This window comes from Pseudorhodobacter turbinis (assembly GCF_005234135.1).
GTDB lineage: Bacteria > Pseudomonadota > Alphaproteobacteria > Rhodobacterales > Rhodobacteraceae > Pseudorhodobacter > Pseudorhodobacter turbinis.
Genome location: NZ_CP039964.1, coordinates 1407232 through 1430087, shown reverse-complemented (window position 1 = coordinate 1430087; position 22856 = coordinate 1407232). Strand labels below are relative to the sequence as shown.

At 55.2% G+C, this 22856-nt stretch carries 24 protein-coding genes, 3 pseudogenes and 1 other annotated feature; of the genes and pseudogenes, 19 read left to right on the top strand and 8 right to left on the bottom strand.

What is annotated here, in order from left to right; all coding sequences use genetic code 11:
* Positions 1-38: 38 nt before the first annotated feature.
* The 3 genes from EOK75_RS06895 (at position 39) to EOK75_RS06885 (ending at position 1340) form a co-directional block, all read left to right on the top strand.
* Positions 39-755, top strand: coding sequence for an AzlC family ABC transporter permease (locus EOK75_RS06895; RefSeq protein ID WP_137193171.1), 717 nt, complete (start codon positions 39-41; stop codon positions 753-755).
* Complete coding sequence (locus EOK75_RS06890; RefSeq protein WP_137193170.1) at positions 752-1084, top strand: AzlD domain-containing protein; 333 nt, start codon at positions 752-754, stop codon at positions 1082-1084. The genes EOK75_RS06895 and EOK75_RS06890 overlap by 4 nt, the downstream gene beginning before the upstream one ends.
* Positions 1085-1220: 136 nt before the next feature.
* Complete coding sequence (locus EOK75_RS06885; protein WP_240793939.1) at positions 1221-1340, top strand: ATP-binding protein; 120 nt, start codon at positions 1221-1223, stop codon at positions 1338-1340.
* A gap of 43 nt (positions 1341-1383) precedes the next feature.
* On the opposite strand, the pseudogene EOK75_RS06880 reads toward EOK75_RS06885, so the two are convergent.
* Positions 1384-1794: pseudogene (locus EOK75_RS06880) on the bottom strand (IS30 family transposase); the annotation flags it as partial.
* 164 nt (positions 1795-1958) lie between these two features.
* On the opposite strand from EOK75_RS06880, the gene EOK75_RS06875 reads away from it, so the two are divergent.
* The 3 genes from EOK75_RS06875 to EOK75_RS06865 all read left to right on the top strand — a co-directional run bounded on the left by EOK75_RS06875 (position 1959) and on the right by EOK75_RS06865 (position 3868).
* The gene (locus tag EOK75_RS06875; RefSeq protein WP_137193169.1) at positions 1959-2246 is read left to right on the top strand and encodes a sll1863 family stress response protein; all 288 of its coding nucleotides are present in this window, start codon (positions 1959-1961) and stop codon (positions 2244-2246) included.
* Between the two features lie 47 nt (positions 2247-2293).
* Positions 2294-2782: a bacterioferritin gene (locus EOK75_RS06870; protein WP_137193168.1), complete on the top strand. Its 489-nt coding sequence runs from the start codon at positions 2294-2296 to the stop codon at positions 2780-2782.
* Between the two features lie 309 nt (positions 2783-3091).
* Positions 3092-3868, top strand: a complete 777-nt coding sequence (locus EOK75_RS06865; RefSeq protein WP_137193167.1) for a PRC-barrel domain-containing protein — start codon at positions 3092-3094, stop codon at positions 3866-3868.
* On the opposite strand, the gene EOK75_RS06860 is transcribed toward EOK75_RS06865, so the two are convergent.
* On the bottom strand, positions 3847-4299 hold the full coding sequence (locus EOK75_RS06860; protein ID WP_137193166.1) for a hypothetical protein: 453 nt from the start codon (positions 4297-4299) through the stop codon (positions 3847-3849). The two genes, EOK75_RS06865 and EOK75_RS06860, sit on opposite strands and share 22 nt — an antisense overlap.
* Positions 4300-4754: 455 nt before the next feature.
* Here EOK75_RS06860 and EOK75_RS06855 point away from each other — a divergent pair.
* Positions 4755-5842, top strand: a protein-coding gene (locus EOK75_RS06855; RefSeq protein ID WP_137192138.1) for an IS3 family transposase whose coding sequence is annotated in 2 segments (ribosomal slippage) — positions 4755-5016 and positions 5016-5842 — 1089 coding nt in all. Because the reading frame shifts where the segments join, the coding sequence is not laid out codon by codon here.
* Positions 5843-5870: 28 nt separating this feature from the next.
* Positions 5871-6500, top strand: a pseudogene (gene istA, locus EOK75_RS06850) (IS21 family transposase); the annotation flags it as partial.
* Between the two features lie 420 nt (positions 6501-6920).
* On the opposite strand, the gene EOK75_RS06845 reads toward istA, so the two are convergent.
* Positions 6921-7859, bottom strand: a complete 939-nt coding sequence (locus EOK75_RS06845) for a LysR family transcriptional regulator (protein WP_137193165.1) — start codon at positions 7857-7859, stop codon at positions 6921-6923.
* A 173-nt stretch (positions 7860-8032) separates the two neighbouring features.
* On the opposite strand from EOK75_RS06845, the gene EOK75_RS06840 reads away from it, so the two are divergent.
* The gene (locus tag EOK75_RS06840) at positions 8033-8758 is read left to right on the top strand and encodes a glutathione S-transferase family protein (protein WP_137193164.1); all 726 of its coding nucleotides are present in this window, start codon (positions 8033-8035) and stop codon (positions 8756-8758) included.
* A 133-nt stretch (positions 8759-8891) separates the two neighbouring features.
* Here EOK75_RS06840 and EOK75_RS06835 read toward each other — a convergent pair.
* Both EOK75_RS06835 and EOK75_RS06830 read right to left on the bottom strand, forming a co-directional pair.
* Positions 8892-9686: pseudogene (locus EOK75_RS06835) on the bottom strand (TIGR03915 family putative DNA repair protein); the annotation flags it as partial.
* Positions 9686-10942 (bottom strand): putative DNA modification/repair radical SAM protein, encoded by a 1257-nt coding sequence (locus EOK75_RS06830; protein ID WP_137193163.1) that lies wholly within the window; start codon positions 10940-10942, stop codon positions 9686-9688. The gene EOK75_RS06830 and the pseudogene EOK75_RS06835, both read right to left, overlap by 1 nt.
* A 187-nt stretch (positions 10943-11129) precedes the next feature.
* On the opposite strand from EOK75_RS06830, the gene EOK75_RS06825 reads away from it, so the two are divergent.
* From EOK75_RS06825 to EOK75_RS06800, 6 genes are all read left to right on the top strand, one after another.
* Positions 11130-11462, top strand: a complete 333-nt coding sequence (locus EOK75_RS06825; RefSeq protein WP_240793938.1) for a PRC-barrel domain containing protein — start codon at positions 11130-11132, stop codon at positions 11460-11462.
* A 223-nt stretch (positions 11463-11685) separates the two neighbouring features.
* Positions 11686-12150 (top strand): SecDF P1 head subdomain-containing protein, encoded by a 465-nt coding sequence (locus EOK75_RS06820; protein ID WP_137193162.1) that lies wholly within the window; start codon positions 11686-11688, stop codon positions 12148-12150.
* Positions 12151-12212: 62 nt separating this feature from the next.
* Complete coding sequence (locus EOK75_RS06815; protein ID WP_137193161.1) at positions 12213-12413, top strand: DUF3955 domain-containing protein; 201 nt, start codon at positions 12213-12215, stop codon at positions 12411-12413.
* Between the two features lie 114 nt (positions 12414-12527).
* Entirely contained in the window at positions 12528-12770 is a 243-nt protein-coding gene (locus EOK75_RS06810; protein WP_137193160.1) for a hypothetical protein, read from the top strand.
* A gap of 305 nt (positions 12771-13075) precedes the next feature.
* Positions 13076-13783, top strand: a complete 708-nt coding sequence (locus EOK75_RS06805; protein ID WP_137193159.1) for a DsbA family protein — start codon at positions 13076-13078, stop codon at positions 13781-13783.
* Positions 13784-13867: 84 nt separating this feature from the next.
* The gene (locus EOK75_RS06800) at positions 13868-14458 is read left to right on the top strand and encodes a TetR/AcrR family transcriptional regulator (protein ID WP_168199171.1); all 591 of its coding nucleotides are present in this window, start codon (positions 13868-13870) and stop codon (positions 14456-14458) included.
* 78 nt (positions 14459-14536) lie between these two features.
* Here EOK75_RS06800 and EOK75_RS06795 read toward each other — a convergent pair whose 3' ends face one another.
* A complete protein-coding gene (locus EOK75_RS06795; RefSeq protein ID WP_137193157.1) occupies positions 14537-15016 on the bottom strand; it encodes an Lrp/AsnC family transcriptional regulator in 480 nt (159 codons plus the stop codon).
* Positions 15017-15109: 93 nt separating this feature from the next.
* Here EOK75_RS06795 and EOK75_RS06790 point away from each other — a divergent pair, with 93 nt between their 5' ends.
* The 4 genes from EOK75_RS06790 (at position 15110) to EOK75_RS06775 (ending at position 20699) form a co-directional block, all read left to right on the top strand.
* On the top strand, positions 15110-16312 hold the full coding sequence (locus tag EOK75_RS06790; protein WP_137193156.1) for a methionine gamma-lyase: 1203 nt from the start codon (positions 15110-15112) through the stop codon (positions 16310-16312).
* An 83-nt stretch (positions 16313-16395) separates the two neighbouring features.
* Positions 16396-17718: a trans-sulfuration enzyme family protein gene (locus EOK75_RS06785; RefSeq protein ID WP_137193155.1), complete on the top strand. Its 1323-nt coding sequence runs from the start codon at positions 16396-16398 to the stop codon at positions 17716-17718.
* Positions 17711-18262, top strand: a complete 552-nt coding sequence (locus EOK75_RS06780) for an OsmC family protein (RefSeq protein ID WP_137193154.1) — start codon at positions 17711-17713, stop codon at positions 18260-18262. The genes EOK75_RS06785 and EOK75_RS06780 overlap by 8 nt, the downstream gene beginning before the upstream one ends.
* Before the next feature lie 52 nt (positions 18263-18314).
* On the top strand, positions 18315-20699 hold the full coding sequence (locus EOK75_RS06775) for a 1-deoxy-D-xylulose-5-phosphate synthase N-terminal domain-containing protein (RefSeq protein ID WP_137193153.1): 2385 nt from the start codon (positions 18315-18317) through the stop codon (positions 20697-20699).
* Between the two features lie 176 nt (positions 20700-20875).
* On the opposite strand, the gene EOK75_RS06770 is transcribed toward EOK75_RS06775, so the two are convergent.
* Positions 20876-21403, bottom strand: a complete 528-nt coding sequence (locus EOK75_RS06770; RefSeq protein WP_137193152.1) for a hypothetical protein — start codon at positions 21401-21403, stop codon at positions 20876-20878.
* Between the two features lie 207 nt (positions 21404-21610).
* Positions 21611-22845, bottom strand: a protein-coding gene (locus EOK75_RS06765) for an IS3 family transposase (protein WP_137192325.1) whose coding sequence is annotated in 2 segments (ribosomal slippage) — positions 21611-22551 and positions 22551-22845 — 1236 coding nt in all. Because the reading frame shifts where the segments join, the coding sequence is not laid out codon by codon here.
* Positions 22442-22558 (bottom strand) — a sequence feature (AL1L pseudoknot). (Overlaps the previous gene by 117 nt.)
* Positions 22846-22856: the final 11 nt, after the last annotated feature.

Genomic DNA, 22856 nt, shown 5'->3' with positions numbered 1-22856 from the left:
GGGTGGGGCAATAGTTCCTTTCCCGAGGGCAGGCGCTGATGCCACCAGAATCTACCAAGTCCACCTACTGGCAGGGTCTGCGCGCTGGCGCACCCTTTATCCTTGTGATTGCACCCTTCTCGATACTCTTCGGAGTCGTCGCGACAGAAGCCGGGTTTACCCTGCTAGAGACGTTTTCCTATTCGTTTTTTGTTGTGGCAGGCGCGTCGCAATTCACCGCCGTGCAACTCCTCTCTGAGCACGCGCCGACCGTGATAGTGATTGCAACATCGCTGGCTGTAAATTTGCGTATGGCGATGTATTCGGCGTCGCTGACGCCGCATCTGGGGAAGGCCCCTATAAGTATGCGGGCGCTGGTGGCTTATCTGATGGTCGATCAGGTCTATGCGAGCGCGATTCTGGCATATGAGAAACACCCCCAATGGAGCATTGCGCAAAAGCTGGCGTATTATTTCGGCGTGAGTTCGTCCATCATTCCGCTTTGGCTGGCTTTTACTATGGTCGGCGCGATCACCGGAAGCGCAATCCCAGCTGGATTCGCGCTCGATTTTGCGGTGCCGATCACATTTCTGGCGATGGTCGCGCCAATGTTGCGCAGCATTGCGCATGTTGCTGCGGCTTTTGTGGCCATAGCCGCCTCGCTGATGCTGACGTCTGCTCCCTATAGCCTTGGTTTGTTAATTGCGGGGGCGCTGGGTATGATTGTCGGCGCACAGGTCGAATTTTTGATGTCACGCAAGGCGGCGCTGGCATGAGGGATGTCGCCGCACTGGATATCTGGATCGTGCTGGTCTGCCTTGCCGTGGGCAGCTTTGCCCTGCGCTTTGTTTTTTTAGGGATTGTGGGGGATCGCGCAATGGCGCCGTGGGTGCTGCGGCACTTGCGCTATACGGCTGTTGCGGTGCTGCCTGCGCTCGTGGCTCCGATGGTGGCCTGGCCTCCGGCAATGGGCGGTGCGTTTGATGCGCCGCGTATGTTGGCGGCGGCAGCGACGCTTATCGCAGGCATTGTGACCCGTAATGTGCTGGCTGCGATCCTGTCAGGCGGGGTAACACTTTATCTGATGCTGTATCTGCTAGGATAAAGCCAATCGCCGCCGCGAAGCGGTGCCCCTTACGGCGCGCCTCCGGCCTGAAAAACAGCTCAGCCGATGGTAGCGGCTCTGAAGTATTCGTCGTTATAGGGCAGATAGCCGAGAGACCAAACGCTTTGAGAGCCGCATGCACACCGCAAAATTGCGCCATGTCGGTGCATCACCCGAGGACGTGGATTACAGATCCCGGCGCGGTCTCGACAAAACTCTGTTCCAACAAATGCTGACCAGTCGCTGGATCATGTGAACTCAGGCCGAAGCGCAATTTCTGTTTGTTCAGTTTATCTGAATCACGGCTCTCCTTCCATCAATTTTGCGCGGAAGACTTCGGCCGGTGTTTGATACCCCAGACACTTTCGCGGTGTTGCGTTAGGCGGTCGCAAATCGACCTTAAATATCGATTTGTGAACGCCGTGGGGTCGGCCTTGCGGGGGAGGTATAGGCGCAGGCGATTGTTGATGTTCTCGACCGTGCCCTTTTGCCACGGCGACTGAGGATCGCAGAACCACGGTTCAACGCCCAGACCATCTTTCAAATGCTGCCAGGCACTGAACTCTGTGCCACGGTCAAAGGTGATGCTGCGACATGCTTCAGCTGGCAGGGGAGAAAGGCTGTCGATCAGGCTTTCCATCACGAGTTTTGATTGCCTGTCCGGGGTTCTTCGAAACGACTGCAAAGCGACTGACACGCTCGACCAGCGATGGCGCAGCAGGCGATATGCCCCCTGAAGGGGACACTCAAACTGAATTTTGTCAGACATGATCGACATTAGTGCGGGGCTTGATCAGCGCGTTATTATTAAGAAATTCCTATGAGTAGGAGGCGCCGGTGAGCGGCAACACGGACAGGCCAAGGAGACAAGCACATGAATACTTCAGATGTTCAATTTGAGAAATTTGATAGCCAATTCGCTGAATGGAAGACGCAAGTTGCAAACCTTGAAGCCAAAGCTGCAGGTGCTTCTGAAGAGGCAAAGCCAGCTTATTTGCGCGATGTCGAAGATCTGAAGGAAAAATTCGCAAAAACCCAGAAGCAATATGATGATGTCTGCAAAATGCAAGAAGGCGCATCATCTGAGGCCATGGATAGCGTGAATTCTGCCTTGCATGATCTGGGCGTTGCCGTTGGGAAGGCGATGGCTCGTTTTAGCTAATTTTTGATCAGCCACCCTAGAAAATTTTTGAGGAAGGACTAAAACTCATGACCAACAGCGATACGAGTAAAAGCATCGAGAACCTTCAAACCGCGCTGTCGATGGAACTGACAGCGATACAGCAGTATCTGCTGCACACCCATGTTTTGGACGACTGGGGGCTTGACCGGTTGGCCAATAGGATGCGCGAAGAAATGGGCGAGGAACTTGGCCATGCTGGCCGTTTTATTGACCGGATTCTCTATCTTGAGGGATTACCCAAGGTAGAAGCTGCTAAGGCACCGACGCAGGCAAAAGGTCTCGACGCGCTGTTTCGCGCCGATCTTGGCGAGGAACGCGGCGCGGTGCAGTTCTACACACAGGCAGCCCAAGACGCGGCAAAGGACAATGACATCGGCACAGCGCGTCTGTTTGAGGACATAGCGATCGAAGAAGAAGGTCACGTTGATTGGCTGACCCGTCAGATAAGTATGCTCGAGAAAATGGGCGAGCCTACGTACATGCTTGCCCAGATGGAAGATCCACAGGCGGCTTGACCAACTACAGCTGTTTCAATGCCGCATGAACACAAACGATTGGCACTACGTTAGCATACTGCTTTTTCACCGTAGCGTTTCATCTGGTGAGCGATCCGTAGGGACGGAGCGTAATTTTGACCGCCGGACGAGACTCCCCTCATCCTGCTGCCGAACCAGTGGCGTTGTCTCCGGATTTACATTTGACCGGTTGTTGTTCGCCATTGGCGTCAGCACGTCCTTCGCGCCCGCTTTGACCAAAGACATCTTGGGCTACCCCCCTATCTTCACACGGCTCGCTTGTCCTCAAATCAAGAAGGAAATCGGAAAATGACTGCATTCACATCGAAAACCGCAAACAATTCCGCAGACGCCTCGGTGTCTCCGGCACTATTCGCAATGACCGACATGCTGCGTTATAATGCTTCCGCCAAGGGCGCGCGTTTTCCCCTCAAGGAACTTTTCTTTGATCCCGGGCAGGGTATTTTGCGATTTGTTGCTATCGACGTCGGCGGGTGGTTCGATAATCTCGAGGTGGTTGTTTCAACGCGTTTGATGGGCGAACCTGACAAAGGCAACCGCGAATGGCCAGTCGAAATCAGTCCCGACGCCATCAAGGCCGCACCGGAATGGTCTGACCCTAAGGTCTTGGGGCGCACGGCGATGGCGCCGATGCCGCCGATCATGTTTGGTCCAATAGGCGGGGGCTCTGCTGGTTTTACAGCTTTTGACCGGCATGAAGCGCAAGGCGATCCGGAGGGGCTCGGAAATCTGAAAGTGGACGGATTTGCGCGTCTAGGGGACTGGCTGGGCTTGCCCGTTTTCGGGCAGAAGGGCGAAGTCGGTACCCTGATCGATATCGTATTCGAACCTAAGACCGGAACCCTGGCGCATCTGGTGATCGATACCGGAGCGGCTATTTCTGCGCAGCAGATGGTCGTGCCATATGATCGGCTGCTTCATCTGGCCGAGGACGGCAGTCATGTGGTGATGGACGTGACTGAGAAGCTGCTACGCGAAGCGCCGCCGCTCGAGTACTTTGATATGCTCAATCGCTCGTGGCTGGACAACGTGCGGGCCTACTATCAGCTGGCGCCGAGGCTTTGAAGAGCGACGCTAAAACCCGCTTCGCCTTCATCGCGGCCTTGACGTTGAGTTCCCTCCAACCGAAAATGCACTCTTGTGCCGTTTCCTTGAGAGAATGAAATAGATTTCCCGCGTGCCGTATGGTCAGTGAATAAAAATGAAACCGAGTGACGGCTAGCTTGTTGAGATTCTGAAATAGGTTCCGAGAGGAAAGAAACAGACGAGTTTCCAATGACTTCAAGCGATTTCTGCCCATTACGAAGACCGGTAGGGTCGGCGATCGGGTAGCCCCTGACTGCCCCTTGAAACGAAGAGTTGAATCTAATCTCGTCGTCTGGATATCCGGTAGGAAAGACTGAAGGCCGGGAACCGACGCGGTCATCCTCGAAATTTGCGATAAGCGACGCGCACCCACTAAGCAACAGGGCGGATAGGATTGCAAAAAGTTGCATCGAAAACTCCTCTGAAGGGTGTGCTGCCGTGCGCATTTTGATGAGGGACGTAGCAAGCGTTCAATTGCCCGGGATTTTGGATTGGCGCGTGGAACGGTCGATAAGATGTGTGCGTATTCGGTTCCACCTGGTTATCGCCGGAGCCAGAAGGTTCGGCGGCCGACGCTCGAAGCATTTACCGATACAATAGACCAATGGCTACAGGATGATCAGAGCGGCCCGAAGAAGCAACGTCACACGGTGAAGCGGATCTTCGAACGGCTCCGGGACGAAGAAGGGTTCACTGGCGGTTATACGACCGTGAAGGACTATGTTCGGGGGCATCGTCAAAAGTCGCGGGAGATGTTTATACCACTCGCACATCCGCCGGGTCACGGGCAGGCCGGTAATCCCCCCCGAAAGTAAGGGGCTGCGGAAGTAGAATTTTCTCGGCAAGATGAACGAGGAGATTTTGAATGAAAATGACCAGATATAGCGAACCCCAGATCCTTGCGATCCTGCGCCAAGCCGAAGGTGGTGTGCCGGTGGCCGAGCTTTGCCGTGAACATGGCATGAGCAATGCGTCGTTTTACAAATGGCGTGCGAAGTATGGTGGCATGGATGCATCCATGGTCAGCCAGATGAAAGCCATGGAGGAAGAGAACCGCAGGCTGAAGCGGATGTATGCAGATCTGAGCATGCAGGCGGACTTATTGAAGGAAGCCCTCGGAAAAAAGTAACGGGGCCATCTCAGCGCCGCGAGATGGCCGAAACGGCGGTAGAGCGACGGGGCGTCAGCATCGCGCTGGCGTGCCGGGCCTTCGAGGTCAGCGAGACCTGCTATCGTTACAGCCCGAAGCTGAAAGACGAGAACGAGGTGATCGCCGATCTGCTGACAGGGCTGACGGATGCGCGCAAGACTTGGGGATTTGGCCTGTGTTTCCTGCATTTGCGCAACGTGAAGGGGCATCCGTGGAACCACAAGCGGGTCTACCGGATCTACTGTGAGCTGGAACTGAACCTGCGCATCAAGCCGCGCAAGCGGCTGAAACGGGAGAAGCCTGACGTTCTGGCGGTCCCGAACAGACCGAATGTGACCTGGTCCATGGACTTCATGGCGGATCGCCTCGGCGACGGCAGGGCTTTTCGGCTTTTGAATGTGTTGGACGACTTCAACCGCGAAGGGCTGGGGATCGAGGTTGATTTCTCGCTCCCTGCCGAACGGGTCATCCGCAGCCTTGATCGCATTATCGAATGGCGCGGAAAACCGGGCACGATCAGGGTCGACAATGGGCCGGAATATATCAGCGAAACACTGAGAAAATGGGCTGAGAAACATAGTGTTACGATCCAGCACATCCAACCCGGACAGCCCCAGCAGAACGCCTATGTCGAGCGCTACAACCGGACGGTTCGGCATGAATGGCTGGATCAATACATCATCGAAAGCATCGAGGAGGCTCAGGATCAGGCCACACAATGGCTCTGGACATATAACAACGACCGCCCGAACATGGGCATCGGCGGCATCACACCCGCTATGAAACTGAAAATGGCCGCGTAAGTTCTACAGATGCACCCCGTTAAAAAGGGGGCGATTACCGGCCGATTTCGGTGAGGCCGTTGTCATTCTCGGTGGCGTAGAACAGAAGATCCACTTCTTTGCCTTTGATCTTCCCTACAGCGATGCATGCTATGTGCGTGCTTATCATGCGGCGACAACAGAGGCTTGGATGGACGGCCACGTTCACGCCTTTGATTTCTTCGGGCGCGTACCGCTCTCGGTGGTATATGACAATGACAGCTGCCTTGTTGCGAAGATCGAAGCCGGCGGACGGCGTCGGCGCACACAGATGTTCACCGAGATGCTATCTCATTATCTCTTCGATGACCGTTACGGCCGCCCGGGCAAGGGGAATGATAAAGGGAACGTCGAAGGTCTGGTGGGGTGGTCGAGACGCAACCTGATGGTGCCGCTACCGGAGTTCCCGGATCTGGAAGGTTTTAACGCCTGGCTTGAAGAGCAATGTCGCGCGCGCCAGTCGGCAATCTTACATGGCCACCGAGAGACAATTGGGGAACGTCTGGAACGGGATCTGGCCGCAATGTCGCCCCTTCCCGCAACGCCTTACCAAGCCTGCCATAAGGCAACGGGCCGGGTGAGTTCTCAATCTCTGGTGCGCTATAGAACCAATGATTACTCTGTGCCGAGTACTTATGGCTTCTTATAACATGCAATGGATTCTGCGTGGTTGTAGCCAAAGCACCAAAGCATCCCGCGATCGCACCATTTTTGTGCCTCCTCGGAGTTTGTCGTGACCTTGCGTGTATGAGTTCCGAGGTTGAAATAGTCCATTTCGGGCATCCTTGTTGGGCGTCTTTATCTGGCGCGAGGATATAATATCGCGATCAATGGTAAAGCGAAGTATTATCAAGATGATTGTTAGAGAAAGTGCAGGAAGCTCCCGAATGCCCGCGTTGGCTTTGTAATATCCGCCGACAGGGGCCAAATATTAGATAAGACGCGAAATCATTGATAAATACTCATGCTAATACAACCTTAAAACCCGCGCCCCAACCAACAATCCGACGCAAGAGAGTGAGACACAAGATACGCAGAGAGACATCAAGACACAGCCCGCTCAATTTGGCGAAGGTCGTTGCAATTTCAGGCCGCATTCAGAAAGCGGGATCATATTGCCTGTCAGTTGTTCCGGCTTTGGCTTCTGCAATTCGATCAATAGCCCCTGGGCCAGTTTTTCACGTGGGTTATGTTTGCGGCTAATCATCACGATGTTGCGAACCGGCTGTGGGTTATCCAACGGAACAACTCTGATTTCGTCGCAGAAATCGTCAATGCCGCATGTTGACTTAGGTGCGATCGAGACGCCAAGCCCATGTCGGACAAGTTGCTCGACGGCCTCAAGGGAGTCGATTTCCACGCCGTCCTGAACCGAAATCTTCTGGCTTTGCAGGTAGCGCTGAATTTGGGATCCGGTCCAACTTGTGCGGTCATACCAAATATAGGGATGTGTCGACAGGATGGTCCGGACATCTCTGCCGAGCACGAAACTTGGCATCAGCAGGAACATGGGTTCAACACAAACCGGGTGGTATTCAAGGTCATCAATGAGATTGTCCGGCTCTGCGACGATGGCCACGTCCAATTCCTGCCGCCGCACGCGATCCGTCAAGTCCTTAGATCCGCCTTTGGTCAGCGAAATCGACAGCTTTGGGTGCACATGGCGTAACGATGCGAGGGCCGGTGGCACGAGGTTGATCAAGGCCGAGTGTATGACCCCGACAGTCAGCGACCCCATCAAGTTCTCTTGCGAGCTCAATCCCGAAATTTCGTCCAATATCGTCAGGAGTTTACGCGCATGAAGAACCAGTTCAACACCTTTTCCTGTAATCGTGGGCGGTCGGGATTTTCGATCAAACAAGAGTACTCCAAGCTCGTCTTCCAAGGCTTTGATGTGCAAACTTACTGCCGAATGGCTGAGTCCTATGACCTCGCCGGCCTCTACGAAGCTTCGGTTTTCAGATACGGCTACAAGCGTCTTTAGGTTCTGAATTTTCACAATCTCTTGCCCCCTGTAAAGATCGGTACCGGCACATATCCATATTTCCTAACGCTATACGTTACCAAATATCGCTTTCATTTAGAAATTACAACACTAGACTCTCCACAAGAACAGAGATGAAAGTATGAACATGAAGCCTTCCACTCCTCAGTCGTTCCCCGCGACTTAAGATGACGAAACCGTACAAACTTTATTACACGACAAAGACCTTCACCACTGAGTCAACCGGATTGATTCCACGGATCGCTCTTGAAGAGCTGGGGCTGCCCTATGAGGTGGAGGAGGTGGAGTTATCGCCTTCACCACCAGATTGGTATCTCGGTCTTAACCGACGGGGGCAAATTCCAACACTGGCGGTGGGCCACAACGATGGGCCTGTGGTGCATATCGCGCCGTCGCCAGCCATACTCCTCGCCTTGGCCGACAGGCATCCAGAAGGTGGCCTGCTTCCTGTAATTTGGGTGGAACGCGCAAAATGTTATGCGGCCTTGATTGATATGGTCGAAAATCTTCATGCGAGGTTCATGCCGCTGTTTACGCCTGAGCGATATTCAACCCAAGACACAGATGCCGGGTCCACTTCTCTCGCGAGCTGTAGGTCCATTTCTGCCTATTTCGCAGAAATGGACCAACGGCTGTCTCGACAGTCTTTTGTCGTTGGTACCGGGTATTCGCTTTGCGATATCTATTTCTATGTCATGGTGCGTTGGTACCTGGATATAAGCCCATCTGATGGTTTGACGCCCTTCGAAAGCTTCACCAACATTTCTGCATATTGCCGTCGCATAGAAGCACGCGGGGCAGTCCAAGCGTCTCTGCAAAAAGACGAAATTTCAAAAATTTCAACGCATGAATCATCGGAAATTCGCACCGGCACAGAGATTGATTTCACATGAGCGAAGACACCTTAAGACTAAGAGTATCAAAACACCTGTTTATTTAGCCTCTACGGCGGGTTCGAAAAAAGAGGCTACCAAATAGATAGGGAGATCTACATGACACGTCTCAAGTTCTTGAAATCAATTGCCACGCCATGCGGGCAGGGGGGAGGGATGGAGCGGCTTCGGCCATTGCACGCGCACGGGCAGGGGCGTTTGCGATCATATCGGGGATTGAAGCCGCTTCCGGCATGTTCTTCCAATATTTCTTTGGCATCTCCGATTGCATTGCTTTCACCATCAAGCGTGCGGGATTGAAAATGTTTTGAAAATAGGTGATCCAGAGCTGTTCAGCCGCGTCTTCGGGCAGGTCGGGCTTGGCGTGGCCTTTCTGAAACGACAGGGCCCCGTCTTCGAAAACCGCGGAAATATCGGGCGTAATGATGCGCCAATCCATATCGCCGAAACGCCGCACGAAAAAATCTGCTGTCGGCTCGACTGTGTGGTGGGTCGGCTCAAACCACGCGGCAAAGCTGCGTCGCCCGGCATCGGGTGCGCCGATTTCGCGGAAGCGGACGAACGCCTTCATCTTGTGCCGGCACCGCCGCACATTTTTCTCCATTTGACGTAATCGGGACAGATCCGCATCGCCGCGGTCCATCATCAAATGCGGCTTGTCTTTTAAGCGCCACAAGAACCCGTAAAGCCGCGCAAATCGTTCAGGGTCGCTGTGCCAGACAACGGTTTGCGCCATCGTGACAAAACCGCGCGGAACCGAGGACGCGCGCCCCGATCGCAGTGTAGTTTCACTGCCGAAAAGATCGGGTTCAGACGTGTGATCCCCCCACATAATCTGGTCCGGTGGCACATCGGCAGCAAGAAAGGCACGCGCCTGGTCCCGCCACGCTTTGGCGGCACCTATGGACGGTATATTCGCACGGTGCATCAGAACAGAACCAATTGCTCCGGTGGCGGGGTAAAGCGCGCACGCAGATCCGCGCTGTCGGTCAAGCCACGCGGGGACCATCCGACCGCCGTGACAAAGGCCCGTGCTTTCTTCATCGACGCGCCCATGCGCAATAAGTCTTCGTATCGCAGGGTCCGGTGTCGCCGCGTTGTCAGAATGCGGTTAACAGTTTTCACCCCGAACCCCGGCACCCGCAGCAGCATTTCACGGCTCGCACGGTTCACATCCAGTGGAAAAATCTCACGATGAACCAAGGCCCAGGCAAGTTTGGGGTCCACTTCCAGATCGAGATTGCCATCCTGCGTCACAGACGTAATTTCATCCAGCTGAAAATCGTAAAACCGCAACAGCCAATCCGCCTGATAAAGCCGATGTTCCCGCTGCAACGGCGGGCGGATCAGGGGCAGTTTCGACGATGCGTCCGGTATTGGCGAAAAGGCGGAATAATAGACCCGCTTCAGTTTATAGCTTGAATACAACCGCGTTGATTGACCCAAAACCGCAGCGTCGTTTGACCCGTCCGCACCAATAATCATCTGTGTCGATTGTCCGGCAGGCGCAAACCGTGGCGGACGTTTGCCGGTGAACGATGTGTCCCTGGCCGCGTCCTTGCGCATCCGGACGTCAGCCATCGCCTTGCGGATCTGTTCGGGCTTCTTCTCGGGTGCAAATTGTTGCACGGCAGAATCCGTCGGAAGTTCGACGTTGATCGAAAGGCGGTCAGCCAGCAATCCGGCCTCTGCAATCAGCTCGGGGGCCGCGTCGGGAATGGTTTTCAGGTGAATATAACCGCGAAAGTTTTCTTCGTGACGAAGCCTGCGAGCGATCTGCACCATATTGGACATCGTCGCATCAGGCGACTGGATCACGCCCGACGACAGAAACAGCCCTTCGATGTAATTGCGGCGATAGAATTCGATTGTCAGTTTTACAACCTCATCCACGCTGAAGCGTGCCCGCGTCACGTTGGACGACACGCGATTGATGCAATAACTGCAGTCGTAAATGCAGAAATTTGTCATCAGGATTTTCAACAGGCTGATACAACGCCCGTCAGGAGCATAGGCATGGCAGATGCCACTACCTTCGTTCGAGCCGAGCCCTTTTCCATCGCGAGAGTCGCGCCGTGTTGATCCCGACGATGCACAGGACGCATCGTATTTTGCCGCATCGCTGAGAATCGCCAGCTTCTGATCTAAAGTTTGCTTTGCCGTGCGTTCACTATATGTTCTCATGGCATGGTTGTCATCCACATAGGTTAAAGTGAATCACGTTTAGACATTATTTGCGATCGGTGCCCTCAAATAGCCCGGCTGACTGGGCGCACCTTTTGGTTTGTGCCGATGATCGAGACGCGGTTTGAAGCAACTTCCCGCCCACGACGCTTGGCGATTGGAACCGATCTTCCTCCGAGAGGTTAGTTTGACAGTAGCAACCACTGATGAAAGCGAGCTTAAAATGGATCATTCCAAGCACACACCACTGCGCCCTGAAGAACTTACGTCTGATGCCGTTGACGGTGCCAACGTCTACGGCCCCGGTGACAGCCATATCGGCGATGTTTCACATTTCCATGGCACCGGCCAGTCAGCGCAGGCTGTCGTAGACGTCGGCGGATTTCTGGGTCTTGGCGCAAAGCCGGTCTCACTACCGGTCTCCAACCTGAATTTCATGCGTGACGAGGCTGGCAAAGTTCATGCGACGACTGTTATGACAAAAGACCAATTGAAGGATTTGCCTGAACACAAGCACTGATCGCTTGTTGATAGGAATTTTCCGACGGCCGACGCATGTCACTGCGTCGGCCTTTTCCTTGGTCTTTATATATACCCATCTGCATCAAGCGGCATGAACGCATGGCAGGGCCAAATACAGCCGATTGAGGTGGAGGAAAACCGAGCCGCCTTGCTACCTCGACCGTGGCATCATAAAATTGCTCTCTGGGCAATGCCGAGAAGAGCCTGAAGGGAGCAAAGTAATGTATCTCAAGCTTTTGGGCAGCAGTGTTATGGTGATCCTTGTCGGTGCGCTATCATTTTATGGCGGGGTCAGCTATCAGGCCGCTCTCTACGACGACCTTTGCTTGGATCTGGGCGGGGGGCGGAACCCCGGCGATTATCCTATTTGCGTCATGGATGGTGCCGCAGAGGCCCTTTGGCTGGGCCCCATACGGGTGACCGCAGAGGACTTTAGCAGGGTCGAGACCGATCAAGCCACCGAAGGGCAGACGCAGGTTCACCTATCTCTAAATCCGGCGGTCGCAGCTGCTCTGAACGGGTTCACCGAACAGTCGGTGGGCGGGCAAATCGAAATCCGGATCGGGGGCGAGCTGATCAACACGGTTCGCATCGCCGAAGCAGTGACGACGAAAAACTTCACCATTGTGATGACCGATGCCCAGGCTGAACAGCTTGTCCTGTTGATCATGTCAGGCAATGGCTGACATAATGAAATTCAAATGGCTTAGTGTCCATAAATCCAATCAAGATTGAATAAGAGGTTATTATGAAAAACCGGCTTCGCGTTGCGGGTATTATCACCCTGATTATCGCTTCTTTGTTCTGGATGGCGGAAACGTTTTTTTATGGCGACATCAATGCCGAAGGTGTGCTTCAGGAGAGCCTTTTCCTGCCGTTCACGTTTCTTTTTGCGGTGGCTGGCATCGCCTTGCTGGCCGCGTCTTTCATCGTGCGCCACCGTCGGTAGAGTGGTTGCTACCCCTCGGACCCGTTCGCTGAAGTGCTCTGCCCGAAAAGAAATGACACTTTTCGCCTTCAATATAACCCTGGTGTTTTTGCAGCCACGCGATTGGGTGACACGATGAAACTCTCGTTTTTAACGGATGGGCAGCCCCAAACCGTCGTGACTGATACAATCACGATCCACCTGAACGATGGACGCATTCTGGAAATCGAAGAGGCGCCCGCCGGTCATTTCAGCAACGGGATAATGTTGCAGGTGCCTGTTGACCCCACAAACGACTGCCACGAGAGCCTTCTTTTACATCCGGGGGCGACAAATTTGGTCGTTATAGAAGTGCGTGAGGATAAAAGCCGGGATTGAAATCACCAGAAGCTGCGTCACAGAAGGCTGCTCAAAAGCGACCGTTTACTGAAGGCCCCGCCATTCCAGATCAGATGATTTCCACCTTTGGAACGACTACGTTCCCGACATGGCCGCCTGATTGTCGCGTACAGCGGCTATTGCTATCCATGTCTAACAACCTGGCACGATACCATCGTGGCCTGTGATTAAGAATTCGTTTGCACATTGACAGACGCACGCTTACCTACCTATTAGTCGGCAGATAGACGTGGCGCAGCCCAGATAGCCCGAGCGCCCAATCAATTTCAAGGCAGGGATGACCCATGAAAGCTGAACTTATCTACGTCACGGACGCGTATTGCATCTGGTGCTATGGCTTTGAAAAAGCCATCAACCAACTGGCAAAAGAATATGCCGCGTCCGTAACCATCCGCGTCGTGAACGGGGGCATGATCCCGTCGAACCTGCCTCTGGTCGATATGTTTAGCCGGTTCCCCGATCCAGTGGCGCTGCACCAGCATGTGACCGTTACATCCGGTCAGGCATTCGGGAAACGCTATCTCAGGGAAATCAAGGGCTACCGCACCTCGAAACGCATCCTCAACTCTTCGACACCGGCGCGCGCGATGACCGCGTTCAAACTGCTCGGCGTCAAGGACGAACTTGGTTTGGCCAGCGCCATTCAGCGCAAATACTATCTTGATGGCGATGATCTTCAGGATGTCGCAAGCTATCGGTCCATCGCTTCAGATTTTAACGTCGATTTTGGCGCGTTCAAAAAGGAGTTCAACACCCCTGCGGCCAAGCAAGGCGTGATAGAGGACCGCCGGTTTGTCGAAAAGCTTGGCGTTCAAGGCTTCCCTGCGGTTTTGCTCGGCACGCAAGACAACCGCTTTACCCCGATCGCCCGTGGCTTCATGCCATTCGACGGGATCAAAGCAAACCTCAACACCGCCCTCGCCCGGCATTTCCCTGATGCTTTGGCCGAAATGGATGGCCAGATGTGCGGCCTGGACGGTAAAGGCTGTTAACTTCCCCGTCAGAAATGCTGATACTGGGCCCAGGCGGGACAACCGCTTGGGCTTATGTACCTTTTACGGCGGGATAAATGGGCAATGATAAAACAAGGTCAGTCTGACACACGCGATTTGATCCTGAAACACGCAGAAACGCTTATCCGCACGCGCGGATATGCAGGGTTCAGCTATGCCGATCTGTCTGACTTGGTGAAGATCCGAAAGCCAAGCATCCACTACCACTTTGCCACGAAGGAGCAGCTCGTCGTTGCCACGTTGGACGTCTACTGCCAGCGCTACAAAGTGGCCTTTGTTCAGATATGCGCGCAGTATTCAAACGCGCTTGACCGCATTGACGCCTATAGCCGGATATATCTTGAGGGGCTAGATCAGGGGGTCGGCTGCCTTTGCGCCGCGCTGGCTGTTGAACGTGACATTATACCGCAAAGCCTGCGCGCGGCTCTTGCCAGCTTTCTCCGTGGCCACCTTGAATGGCTGCAATCGGTCTATGCCGATGGGCTGAAAAACGGTGAGGTATCAGCGGGGCGCGATCCGGCTGCCGCAGCGCAGCTTGTATTGTCTGCTTTGGAAGGATCACTGCTCGTGGCCCGCGCGCTGGATCAGCCGGGTGGCCTGAATTCCGTGCACGCGTCGCTACGCCATATGTTTCAGCCAGACCCGGATTTCTGACGTGGCATTGGGCGCCGACCTGCATCGGTTGGCCAATGTCTGCCGCAGCGCAGTTAGCCTAATCCTGTGTCTGGCGGGTTACCCGGTAATGTCGGGAAAGACATGCGTGCGCTTTACGACACCATAGACAAAACTGGTATCAATCGAACCGATCCCCCCGATGGGGTGCAGCCGTTCCCGGACAAAGCGCTCGTAGTCTTCCAGATCACTGACCACCACACGCAGCAAATAGTCCGACAACCCGCTCATCACGAAACATTCCAGTATCTCTGGAATTTCTTTCATCTGCGCTTCAAAGCGGCCCACCGAATCCTCGGTATGCCGCTCCAAGCTGATGCGTACCATCACGGTGACCGGTAGCCCGTAAATCTGTGCATCTACGTCTACGCTATAGCCGTGGATGGCACCGTTCAACTCTAATTGGCGCACCCGGCGCAGGCATGGCGACGGCGAAAGATTGACCTCCTGAGCAAGATCGAGATTCGTCATTCGACCGTTGCGCTGCAACGCTCTTAAGATTTTGCGATCGGCGGCGTCTAATTTGAGGTTCTTGGGCATAATATGCCAAACTTTCTGTATTTCACGCACAACATAGCAACTAAATGCCCATCGAAACAACAGATAATGCCTCGAGAGATAAAGGGGGCCACGATGAACAACAAACAGCAGGAATTTTCTACCCGCGCCATTCACCACGGGTACGATGCGCAATCACACCAAGGGGCGTTGAACCCGCCGGTCTACATGAGTTCGACCTTCACCTTTGACACCGCAGAAGCGGGCGGCGAGATGTTTGCCGGGGAAGCACAGGGGCATTTCTACTCACGTATTTCCAACCCTACGCTGGACCATTTGGAGCAACGGATTGCGAACCTAGAAGGGGCGCAGGCGGGGCTCTGTACGGCTTCTGGCATGGGGGCAATCACCTCGACCATGTGGACGTTTTTGCAAGCGGGCGATGAGGTGATCATCGACAAGACGCTTTATGGCTGCACCTTTGCCTTCATGACCCACGGGCTGCCGCGTTTTGGGGTAACGGTGACACTGGTCGATATGACCGACCCCGAAAACCTGCGCCAGGCGATCAGCGCCAGGACCAAAATTGTTTATTTCGAGACCCCGGCGAACCCAAACAACCGTCTGGTGGATATCGCCGCGGTTTCGCAGATCGCGCATCAGGCAGGGGCCAGGGTGGTGGTGGACAACACCTATGCCACGCCCGTGCTGACGCGGCCCATTGAACACGGCGCGGATATTGTTGTGCATTCGGCCACCAAATTCCTAAGCGGTCATGGCGATGTCGTGGCGGGCCTGATCGTGGGCCGCCAAGAGGACATGGCGCAGGTGCGCCTGGTCGGGCTAAAGGACATGACCGGCGCCGTGATGTCGCCGCTTACAGCGATGCTGCTGCTGCGCGGGATCAAGACGCTGGAACTGCGCATGGCGCGGCACTGCGAGACGGCGATGAAAGTCGCGCAAGCGCTTGAGGCGCATCCGGCGGTGTTGTCGGTCTGCTACCCCGGTCTGGACAGCTTCCCCCAAGCGGATCTGGCACGCCGTCAGATGGCGGATTTCGGCGGGATGATTCCGTTCGAGGTAAAGGGCGGCAAGGCGGGCGGCATCGCAATGATGAACCGGCTGAACCTGATCCAGCGCGCGGTCAGCCTGGGCGATGCCGAAAGTCTGATCCAGCATCCGGCCAGCATGACCCATTCCACCTACACCCCCGAAGAGCGTGCCGAACACGGCATCGCGGAAGGGTTGGTGCGATTGTCCGTCGGCCTCGAAGGGGTCCAGGACATCATAGACGATCTGTATGGCGCGCTTTCGGCGCATAACATGCAGGCTGCCTGACCTCCTCCTCCCTGGCAGACAAGGGCGCGCAGGATGGCAACCGTTTGCACCCTTTTTAATCCCACCCCATGCCGGAGCACCGCATGACCGATCATAAAATCCTGGGCGATACCGCCAGCAAGACGCCGAACCGCACCACCGGAGGCTGGCTGAATGATTTGAACCGGGCGCGCGGCGCCGGGCCGTTTCTGGCCGACCACCCCGCCCCCGGCACCGGCCTGTCGACCATGGCGGTTCATGCCGGCACCCATGACGACCCGCGCACAGGCGCTGTCGGCACGCCGATATATCAGGCCTCTACCTTTGTGTTGAATGACCACCAGTATCAATCCGTCGAAGACGGCTTTGCCCGGGATCGGTTCATCTATTCCCGCTACGGCAATCCCTCCCAATGGGCGGTCCAGGAAAAGCTGGCGGCCCTTGAGGGGGCCGAATCCGCGATTGTGTTCAGCTCTGGCATGGCGGCGATCACCAGCACCGTTTTGGCCCTGATGGACAAAGGTGCGCATGTGGTTGCATCAAGCGATCTGTATGGCGGTACGTTCAATCTGTTCAATCAGGAATTCCCGACATTGGGCATGTCCTGCACTATGGTGGATTCCTATGATTTCGCCGCAATTGAAGCCGCGATCCAACCGAATACTCAGCTGATGTATTTCGAGGCGATCACCAATCCGCTGCTCAAGATCATCGACATTCCGCGTCTTGCCGAGATTGCCAAACGCCGCAATGTGCGTCTGGTTGTGGATGCGACCTTTGCCCCGCCCATTGCCATGCGCACCCTTGAACATGGGGTCGATGTGGTGGTGCATTCCGCGTCAAAATACCTCAATGGCCATAGTGACTTGATTGCCGGTGTGGCAGCCGGCCCGCGCAAATTGATTGATATGATCTGGCCACGCCTGCTGAACTATGGCGGTTCGCTGGACCCGCATGCCTGTTTCCTTTTGGAGCGCGGATTGAAAACCCTCGCCGTGCGGATGCGCGCCCACGAAGAAAGCGCGCTGGCGCTGGCACAGTATCTGGAAAGCCACCCAAAGGTGAAAAAGGTGTTCTATCCATTCCTGCCAAGCCACCCGGATTACGCCACCGCCAAACGCCTGCTGAAAAACGGCACCGGCAATATCACCTTTGTGATCGAAGGTGGCGATGCGGCTGCGCTGCGTCTGGTGGATGCCCTGCGCATCCCGAAACAAGCGACCAGTCTTGGCGGGGTCGAAAGCCTGATCAGCCTGCCGTTCAACACCTCGCAGGCCACCTTTACCACCCGCCAGCGGGCAGATGTGGGGATTGATCCGGGCTGTGTGCGCCTGTCCGTCGGGATCGAGGACGCCGCCGATCTGATCGCAGATTTTAAAAATGCCCTTGGCGCCATCTATGCAACAAAGGAAAACGCACATGCGTAACAGCATCCCCACCGCCGCCCTTAGTGAATTTGTGAACGAAGTTGCGAACGCGCCCGAAGAGGCGCTGATGGACTATGGTATCGAAATCAACTGGGAAAGCGGCACCCGCTCGCGCACCGACACCAAGCCGATGAAGGTCGGGCCGCATCAGGTCAGCCGTTCGTTCAGCTGGAAGGCCGATGAGCCACGCCAGTTGATGGGCAACAACCACGGGCCGAACCCGCAGGAATTGCTGCTGTCGGGGCTCGGGTCATGCATGATGGTCAGCTTTATCGCCGGGGCCACCGCCGAGGGCATACAGCTTGAATCGGTAAAGATCGACTTCGACGCAACGCTCGACTTGCGCGGGTTCATGGGGCTGGGCACCAATTCGACCGTCGGGTTTCCCGAAATCCGCTACAAAATACACGTCACCGGTAACGCCACGCCGGACCAGTTTGCCGAACTGCACCGCAAATCCGTCGCGCACAGCCCAAATGCCCAAACCATCCTGAACCCGGTTGGCCTGAGCGGCGAAATCATCAGCACCCAAAGCCAAGGCTAGCACACGCTGCCATCCCGTCACGCCTTGCCCTCACAACCAGAAAGCCATCCCCATGTCCCAGATTGATCAAAGCCACCTCAAGACCATCGAACAGCGGCTGCTTTGGCTGTCGCATTGGATGATCCACAATGCCAACCACATCCGCCCCAAGGCGGACGGGATCAAGGTGGGTGGGCATCAGGCGTCTTCGGCCTCGATGGTGTCGATCATGACGGCACTCTATTATAGCGCGCTGCGCCCAGAGGACCGGGTGGCGGTGAAGCCCCATGCCTCGCCAATTTTCCACGCGATCCAGTACCTTATGGGCAATCAAACCCGTGACAAAATGGAAAACTTCCGTGGCTATCACGGCGTTCAAAGCTATCCCAGCCGGACCAAGGACATCGACGATGTGGATTTCTCTACTGGGTCGGTCGGGCTTGGGGTGGCGATCACGTCTTTTGCGTCAATCGTGCAGGATTACATTTCTGCTAAAAGCTGGGGCAATGATGTACCTTTGGGCCGTATGGTTGCCCTTGTCGGGGATGCCGAATTGGATGAGGGCAACATTTATGAAGCCCTGCAAGAAGGTTGGAAGAACGACCTGCGCAACACTTGGTGGATCATCGACTATAATCGCCAGTCGCTGGACGGTGTGGTGCGCGAAGGTCTGTTCAAACGCATCGAACAGATTTTTGATGCTTTCGGCTGGGACGTTGTCAAAGTCAAATACGGCGCGTTGCAGCGCAAGGCCTTCAAAGAGCCGGGCGGTGACAAGCTGCGCGATTGGATCGACAACTGCCCCAACCAGCTTTACTCGGCGCTGACCTTTATGGGCGGTGCGGTCTGGCGCAAACGCCTGATGGAAGCCTTGGGTGACCAAGGCGATGTGACCGCGTTGATCGACGCCCGTTCTGACGATGAATTAGCCGAGTTGATGGAGAACCTTGGCGGCAACTGTGTGCAGACCATGGCCGAAACCTTTGACGCCATCGACCATGACCGCCCGGTCTGCTTCCTTGCCTATACCATCAAGGGCTGGGGCACCCCGATTGCGGGTCACAAGGACAACCATGGCGGGCTGATGAACAAGACCCAGATGGCCCAGTGGCAGCGCCACATGGGGGTGGCCGAAGGTGAGGAATGGGAGAAATTCGCAACTGTCGCTGATCCGGCCGCATTGCAGGCCTTCCTTGATCAGACCGCATTCTTTTCAAAGGGCCGCCGCCGGTATTCCGACGATGTTATTGACGTCCCGGCGATTGAGCTGGCCACAGACCGCGAGATTTCAACACAAATGGCCTTTGGCAAGGTGTTGGATGATCTGTCCAAGGGCGATAGTGATCTGGCGGCGCGGATCGTCACCATGTCCCCTGACGTTACGGGCACCACCAACCTTGGCCCGTGGGTGAACCGGCGCAAGCTGTTTGCCCGCGAAGAACAGGCCGACACCTTTATCAACGAAAAGATCCCGTCGACAGCGAAATGGGAGTTCACCCCCGAAGGCCAGCATATCGAACTGGGCATTGCCGAGATGAACCTGTTCTTGCTGCTGGGCGCTGCCGGTCTATCCCATTCGTTGTGGGGCAAGCGGATTATTCCGATTGGCACGGTTTACGATCCGTTCGTTGCCCGTGGTCTGGATGCGCTGAACTATGCCTGCTATCAGGATGCGCGGTTCATGATCGTAGGCACGCCATCTGGAATAACATTGGCCCCCGAAGGCGGGGCGCATCAATCCATCGGCTCGCCCCTGATCGGGATGAGCCAGGACGGGCTGGCCAGCTTTGAACCCGCCTTTGCCGATGAGTTGGCCGTGATCATGAAATGGGCCTTTGAATATCTGCAAAAAGATGGCGAAGGCGACCCGGATGAACGCACATGGCTGCGCGATGAAACCGGCGGATCGGTTTATCTGCGCCTGACGACCAACCCGATCGAACAGCCCGGCAAACGCGTTGACGAAAATTTCCGCCAAGGCGCAATTGACGGTGCCTATTGGCTGCGCGAACCGGGGCCGAACTGTGAAATTGTAATTGCCTATCAAGGGTCTGTGGCCCCCGAGGCGATCAAGGCCGCAGGCATGATTTCCGAAGGGCGGCGCGATGTCGGCGTTCTTGCTGTGACCTCTGCCGACCGGCTGAACGCGGGCTGGACCGCTGCACAACGTGCCCGTTCACGGGGCAATGCAGCGGCAGAAAGCCACATCGAGACATTGCTGGGCGCATTGTCGCGCGACTGCAAGCTGGTTACAGTGATCGACGGCCATCCGGCAACCCTGTCTTGGCTTGGGTCGGTTAAAGGTCATCAAGCAGTGCCTTTGGGCGTTGAACATTTTGGCCAGACAGGCACCATTGCAAATCTTTACCGTCACTATGGGATTGATGCCCAGTCGATCGTCGAAAAGGTGCAGGGGCTGACACCAGGTCGCCAGATGCTGCACCGGGTGATAGGCTAAACGCCATTGCTGCATGATATGGCATTGCCAGGTTGTTAGACATGGATAGCAATAGCTGCTGTGTGCGACAGTCAGGCGGCCATGTCGGGAACGTAGTCGTTCCAAAGGTGGAAAGCATCTGATCTGAAATGGCGGCAGCTATAGTGTTTTCGATTGGCGGTCGGAGTTGCCGGGTTTTACCAATTTGCCGTTGTTGAACGCCAAACGCGTTCTTCAGGGTCCCAGATGCTGGCGACAGTACAGGGCGTCGGGTTGATGCCACCACAATCGGAACCGTGTACATCCGCAAGAAGCACGCGGTGCGGTCCAAATGTAACAACCTCCCAACCTTGATTGAGCAATGAATTCAGGTTTTCACCGATCAAAAAGTGCGACATGCAACCACCGGTCCCGCAATAGAGGGAGGCCGCATTCGAGCACGAGAACCCCGAATCGTTCAATATCCAGTCGCTTTGCAAGTCACCATCAAGGTCGGCCCGTTGCACGCTGCCCCAGTCCAGCGCAAATTCACCATTGTCGAATTCGGCGCAGGTTTGTGCCGCTTCATTGACGATCTTTTGCAGTGGCGCAGGGAGGTCCGATACGTCTGCTGACCAAGCCTGTACCGGAAGCACAAGCGCTATCAGCAAGACTGGCCTGGCCTGTAAAACACGCCAGTTGCGCAGATAAGAATAAGAGTTTGAAACCTTTTGGAATAATCGCATCTTTCGTACCTTTGTGCGTTGAAGCCGGTGATGCACCATACAAAGGTCTTGAAGAGGCCACCAGATCTCTTCAAGACCAATGAAGGTTAATCCTTCGATTCCAAAAACCACCGTCTTCGAATGGCTTAACTTATTCCGGAAACCAGGACTTTAGGCACCGCCCGAATGAACCGCCCCTTGTTTGCCGGAGAGCGTTTGTTTCGAATGTTAGGCTGCTTTTTCATTTGGGTTCAAGGTTGCATAGAACATCTCCTCTGCTTCATGCGGCGTGACATATCCGATGGCACTGTGCAGGCGCTTGGTGTTGTACCAATCGACCCATTTCAGCGTTTCCCATTCAAGCTGGCCCATTGATTTCCATGGGCCGAGCAACTTTGTAACCTCAGTTTTGAACAGGCCAATGATGCTTTCAGCGAGGGCATTATCGTAGGAATCTCCCACGGTTCCGACAGATGGATCGATCCCAGCGTCCGCCAATCGCTCAGTGTATTTAATGGACAAATATTGAGATCCGCGGTCGGAATGATGTATCAACCCGCCGCCTTTTTCAGGGCTGCGCTGACAGATCGCCTGGTTCAAGGCATCGAGCACAAAGGCTGTTGTCATCGATGTTGAGACCCGCCAGCCGACGATCCTTCGAGAGAAGACGTCGACAACAAATGCGACGTAAACCATGCCCTGCCATGTGGAAACATAAGTGAAGTCACTGACCCAGAGCTGGTTTGGGGATTGTGCTTTGAATTCGCGGTTCACTTTATCGTCCGGACACGGCTGAGAGGCATCGGGGTTCGTCGTGATGACTGGCTTGCCGCGAACAACGCCCTGTAATCCCATAACTTTCATCAAGCGTTCGACAGTGCATCGGGCGATGTCCTTGCTCTCACGGCGCAGTTGGTGCCAGACCTTTCTGGCGCCATAGCGGCCACGACTTTCATCGTGAACGCGCCGGATTTCCACGCTGTCCGTTACGTCTTGGCGCGCCCTGTTTGAGGCGAGCCGGGGATCTCGTCTGATCGCCGAATTTGCATAGTAGGACGATGGTGCGACCCGCAAAATCTTGCAGATCGACCCGACACCAAAGTCCGTGCGGTAATCTTCAATGAATGAAATCATTTCCTGAACGGGCGGTCGAGTTCCGCCTGAGCAAAATACGCAGAAGCCTTCTTCAGAATCTCATTTGCTTGGCGCAGTTCCCGAACCTCACGCTCAAGCTCTTTGATCCGGGCCTTCTCCTCACAGGTGGGACCGTTGCGGGCACCAGCATCGCGTTCAGACTGACGGCACCATCCCCGCAGGCTATCAGGAGCACAGCCCAGCTTGGGTGCAATTGCCTGATAAGCAGCATTGTCACTGCGATATTCCGAGCGTTGTTCATTGAAAAGCCGAACGCCGCGCGCGCGGAACTCAGCCGTATAAGACGGGATATGTTTGCGTTGTGTCATAAGGGTTATCC

Bases quoted from the DNA above. Each gene is read 5' to 3' on its own strand.
- EOK75_RS06860 (WP_137193166.1), bottom strand. From the start codon at position 4,299: ATGCAACTTTTTGCAATCCTATCCGCCCTGTTGCTTAGTGGGTGCGCG.
- EOK75_RS06780 (WP_137193154.1), top strand. From the start codon at position 17,711: ATGCGTAACAGCATCCCCACCGCCGCCCTTAGTGAATTTGTGAACGAA.
- EOK75_RS06840 (WP_137193164.1), top strand. From the start codon at position 8,033: ATGACGAAACCGTACAAACTTTATTACACGACAAAGACCTTCACCACT.
- EOK75_RS06810 (WP_137193160.1), top strand. From the start codon at position 12,528: ATGAAACTCTCGTTTTTAACGGATGGGCAGCCCCAAACCGTCGTGACT.
- EOK75_RS06830 (WP_137193163.1), bottom strand. From the start codon at position 10,942: ATGAGAACATATAGTGAACGCACGGCAAAGCAAACTTTAGATCAGAAG.
- EOK75_RS06795 (WP_137193157.1), bottom strand. From the start codon at position 15,016: ATGCCCAAGAACCTCAAATTAGACGCCGCCGATCGCAAAATCTTAAGA.
- EOK75_RS06805 (WP_137193159.1), top strand. From the start codon at position 13,076: ATGAAAGCTGAACTTATCTACGTCACGGACGCGTATTGCATCTGGTGC.
- EOK75_RS06895 (WP_137193171.1), top strand. From the start codon at position 39: ATGCCACCAGAATCTACCAAGTCCACCTACTGGCAGGGTCTGCGCGCT.
- EOK75_RS06775 (WP_137193153.1), top strand. From the start codon at position 18,315: ATGTCCCAGATTGATCAAAGCCACCTCAAGACCATCGAACAGCGGCTG.
- EOK75_RS06790 (WP_137193156.1), top strand. From the start codon at position 15,110: ATGAACAACAAACAGCAGGAATTTTCTACCCGCGCCATTCACCACGGG.
- EOK75_RS06870 (WP_137193168.1), top strand. From the start codon at position 2,294: ATGACCAACAGCGATACGAGTAAAAGCATCGAGAACCTTCAAACCGCG.
- EOK75_RS06785 (WP_137193155.1), top strand. From the start codon at position 16,396: ATGACCGATCATAAAATCCTGGGCGATACCGCCAGCAAGACGCCGAAC.
- EOK75_RS06815 (WP_137193161.1), top strand. From the start codon at position 12,213: ATGAAAAACCGGCTTCGCGTTGCGGGTATTATCACCCTGATTATCGCT.
- EOK75_RS06800 (WP_168199171.1), top strand. From the start codon at position 13,868: ATGATAAAACAAGGTCAGTCTGACACACGCGATTTGATCCTGAAACAC.
- EOK75_RS06865 (WP_137193167.1), top strand. From the start codon at position 3,092: ATGACTGCATTCACATCGAAAACCGCAAACAATTCCGCAGACGCCTCG.
- EOK75_RS06890 (WP_137193170.1), top strand. From the start codon at position 752: ATGAGGGATGTCGCCGCACTGGATATCTGGATCGTGCTGGTCTGCCTT.
- EOK75_RS06820 (WP_137193162.1), top strand. From the start codon at position 11,686: ATGTATCTCAAGCTTTTGGGCAGCAGTGTTATGGTGATCCTTGTCGGT.
- EOK75_RS06885 (WP_240793939.1), top strand. From the start codon at position 1,221: ATGCACACCGCAAAATTGCGCCATGTCGGTGCATCACCCGAGGACGTG.
- EOK75_RS06770 (WP_137193152.1), bottom strand. From the start codon at position 21,403: ATGCGATTATTCCAAAAGGTTTCAAACTCTTATTCTTATCTGCGCAAC.
- EOK75_RS06875 (WP_137193169.1), top strand. From the start codon at position 1,959: ATGAATACTTCAGATGTTCAATTTGAGAAATTTGATAGCCAATTCGCT.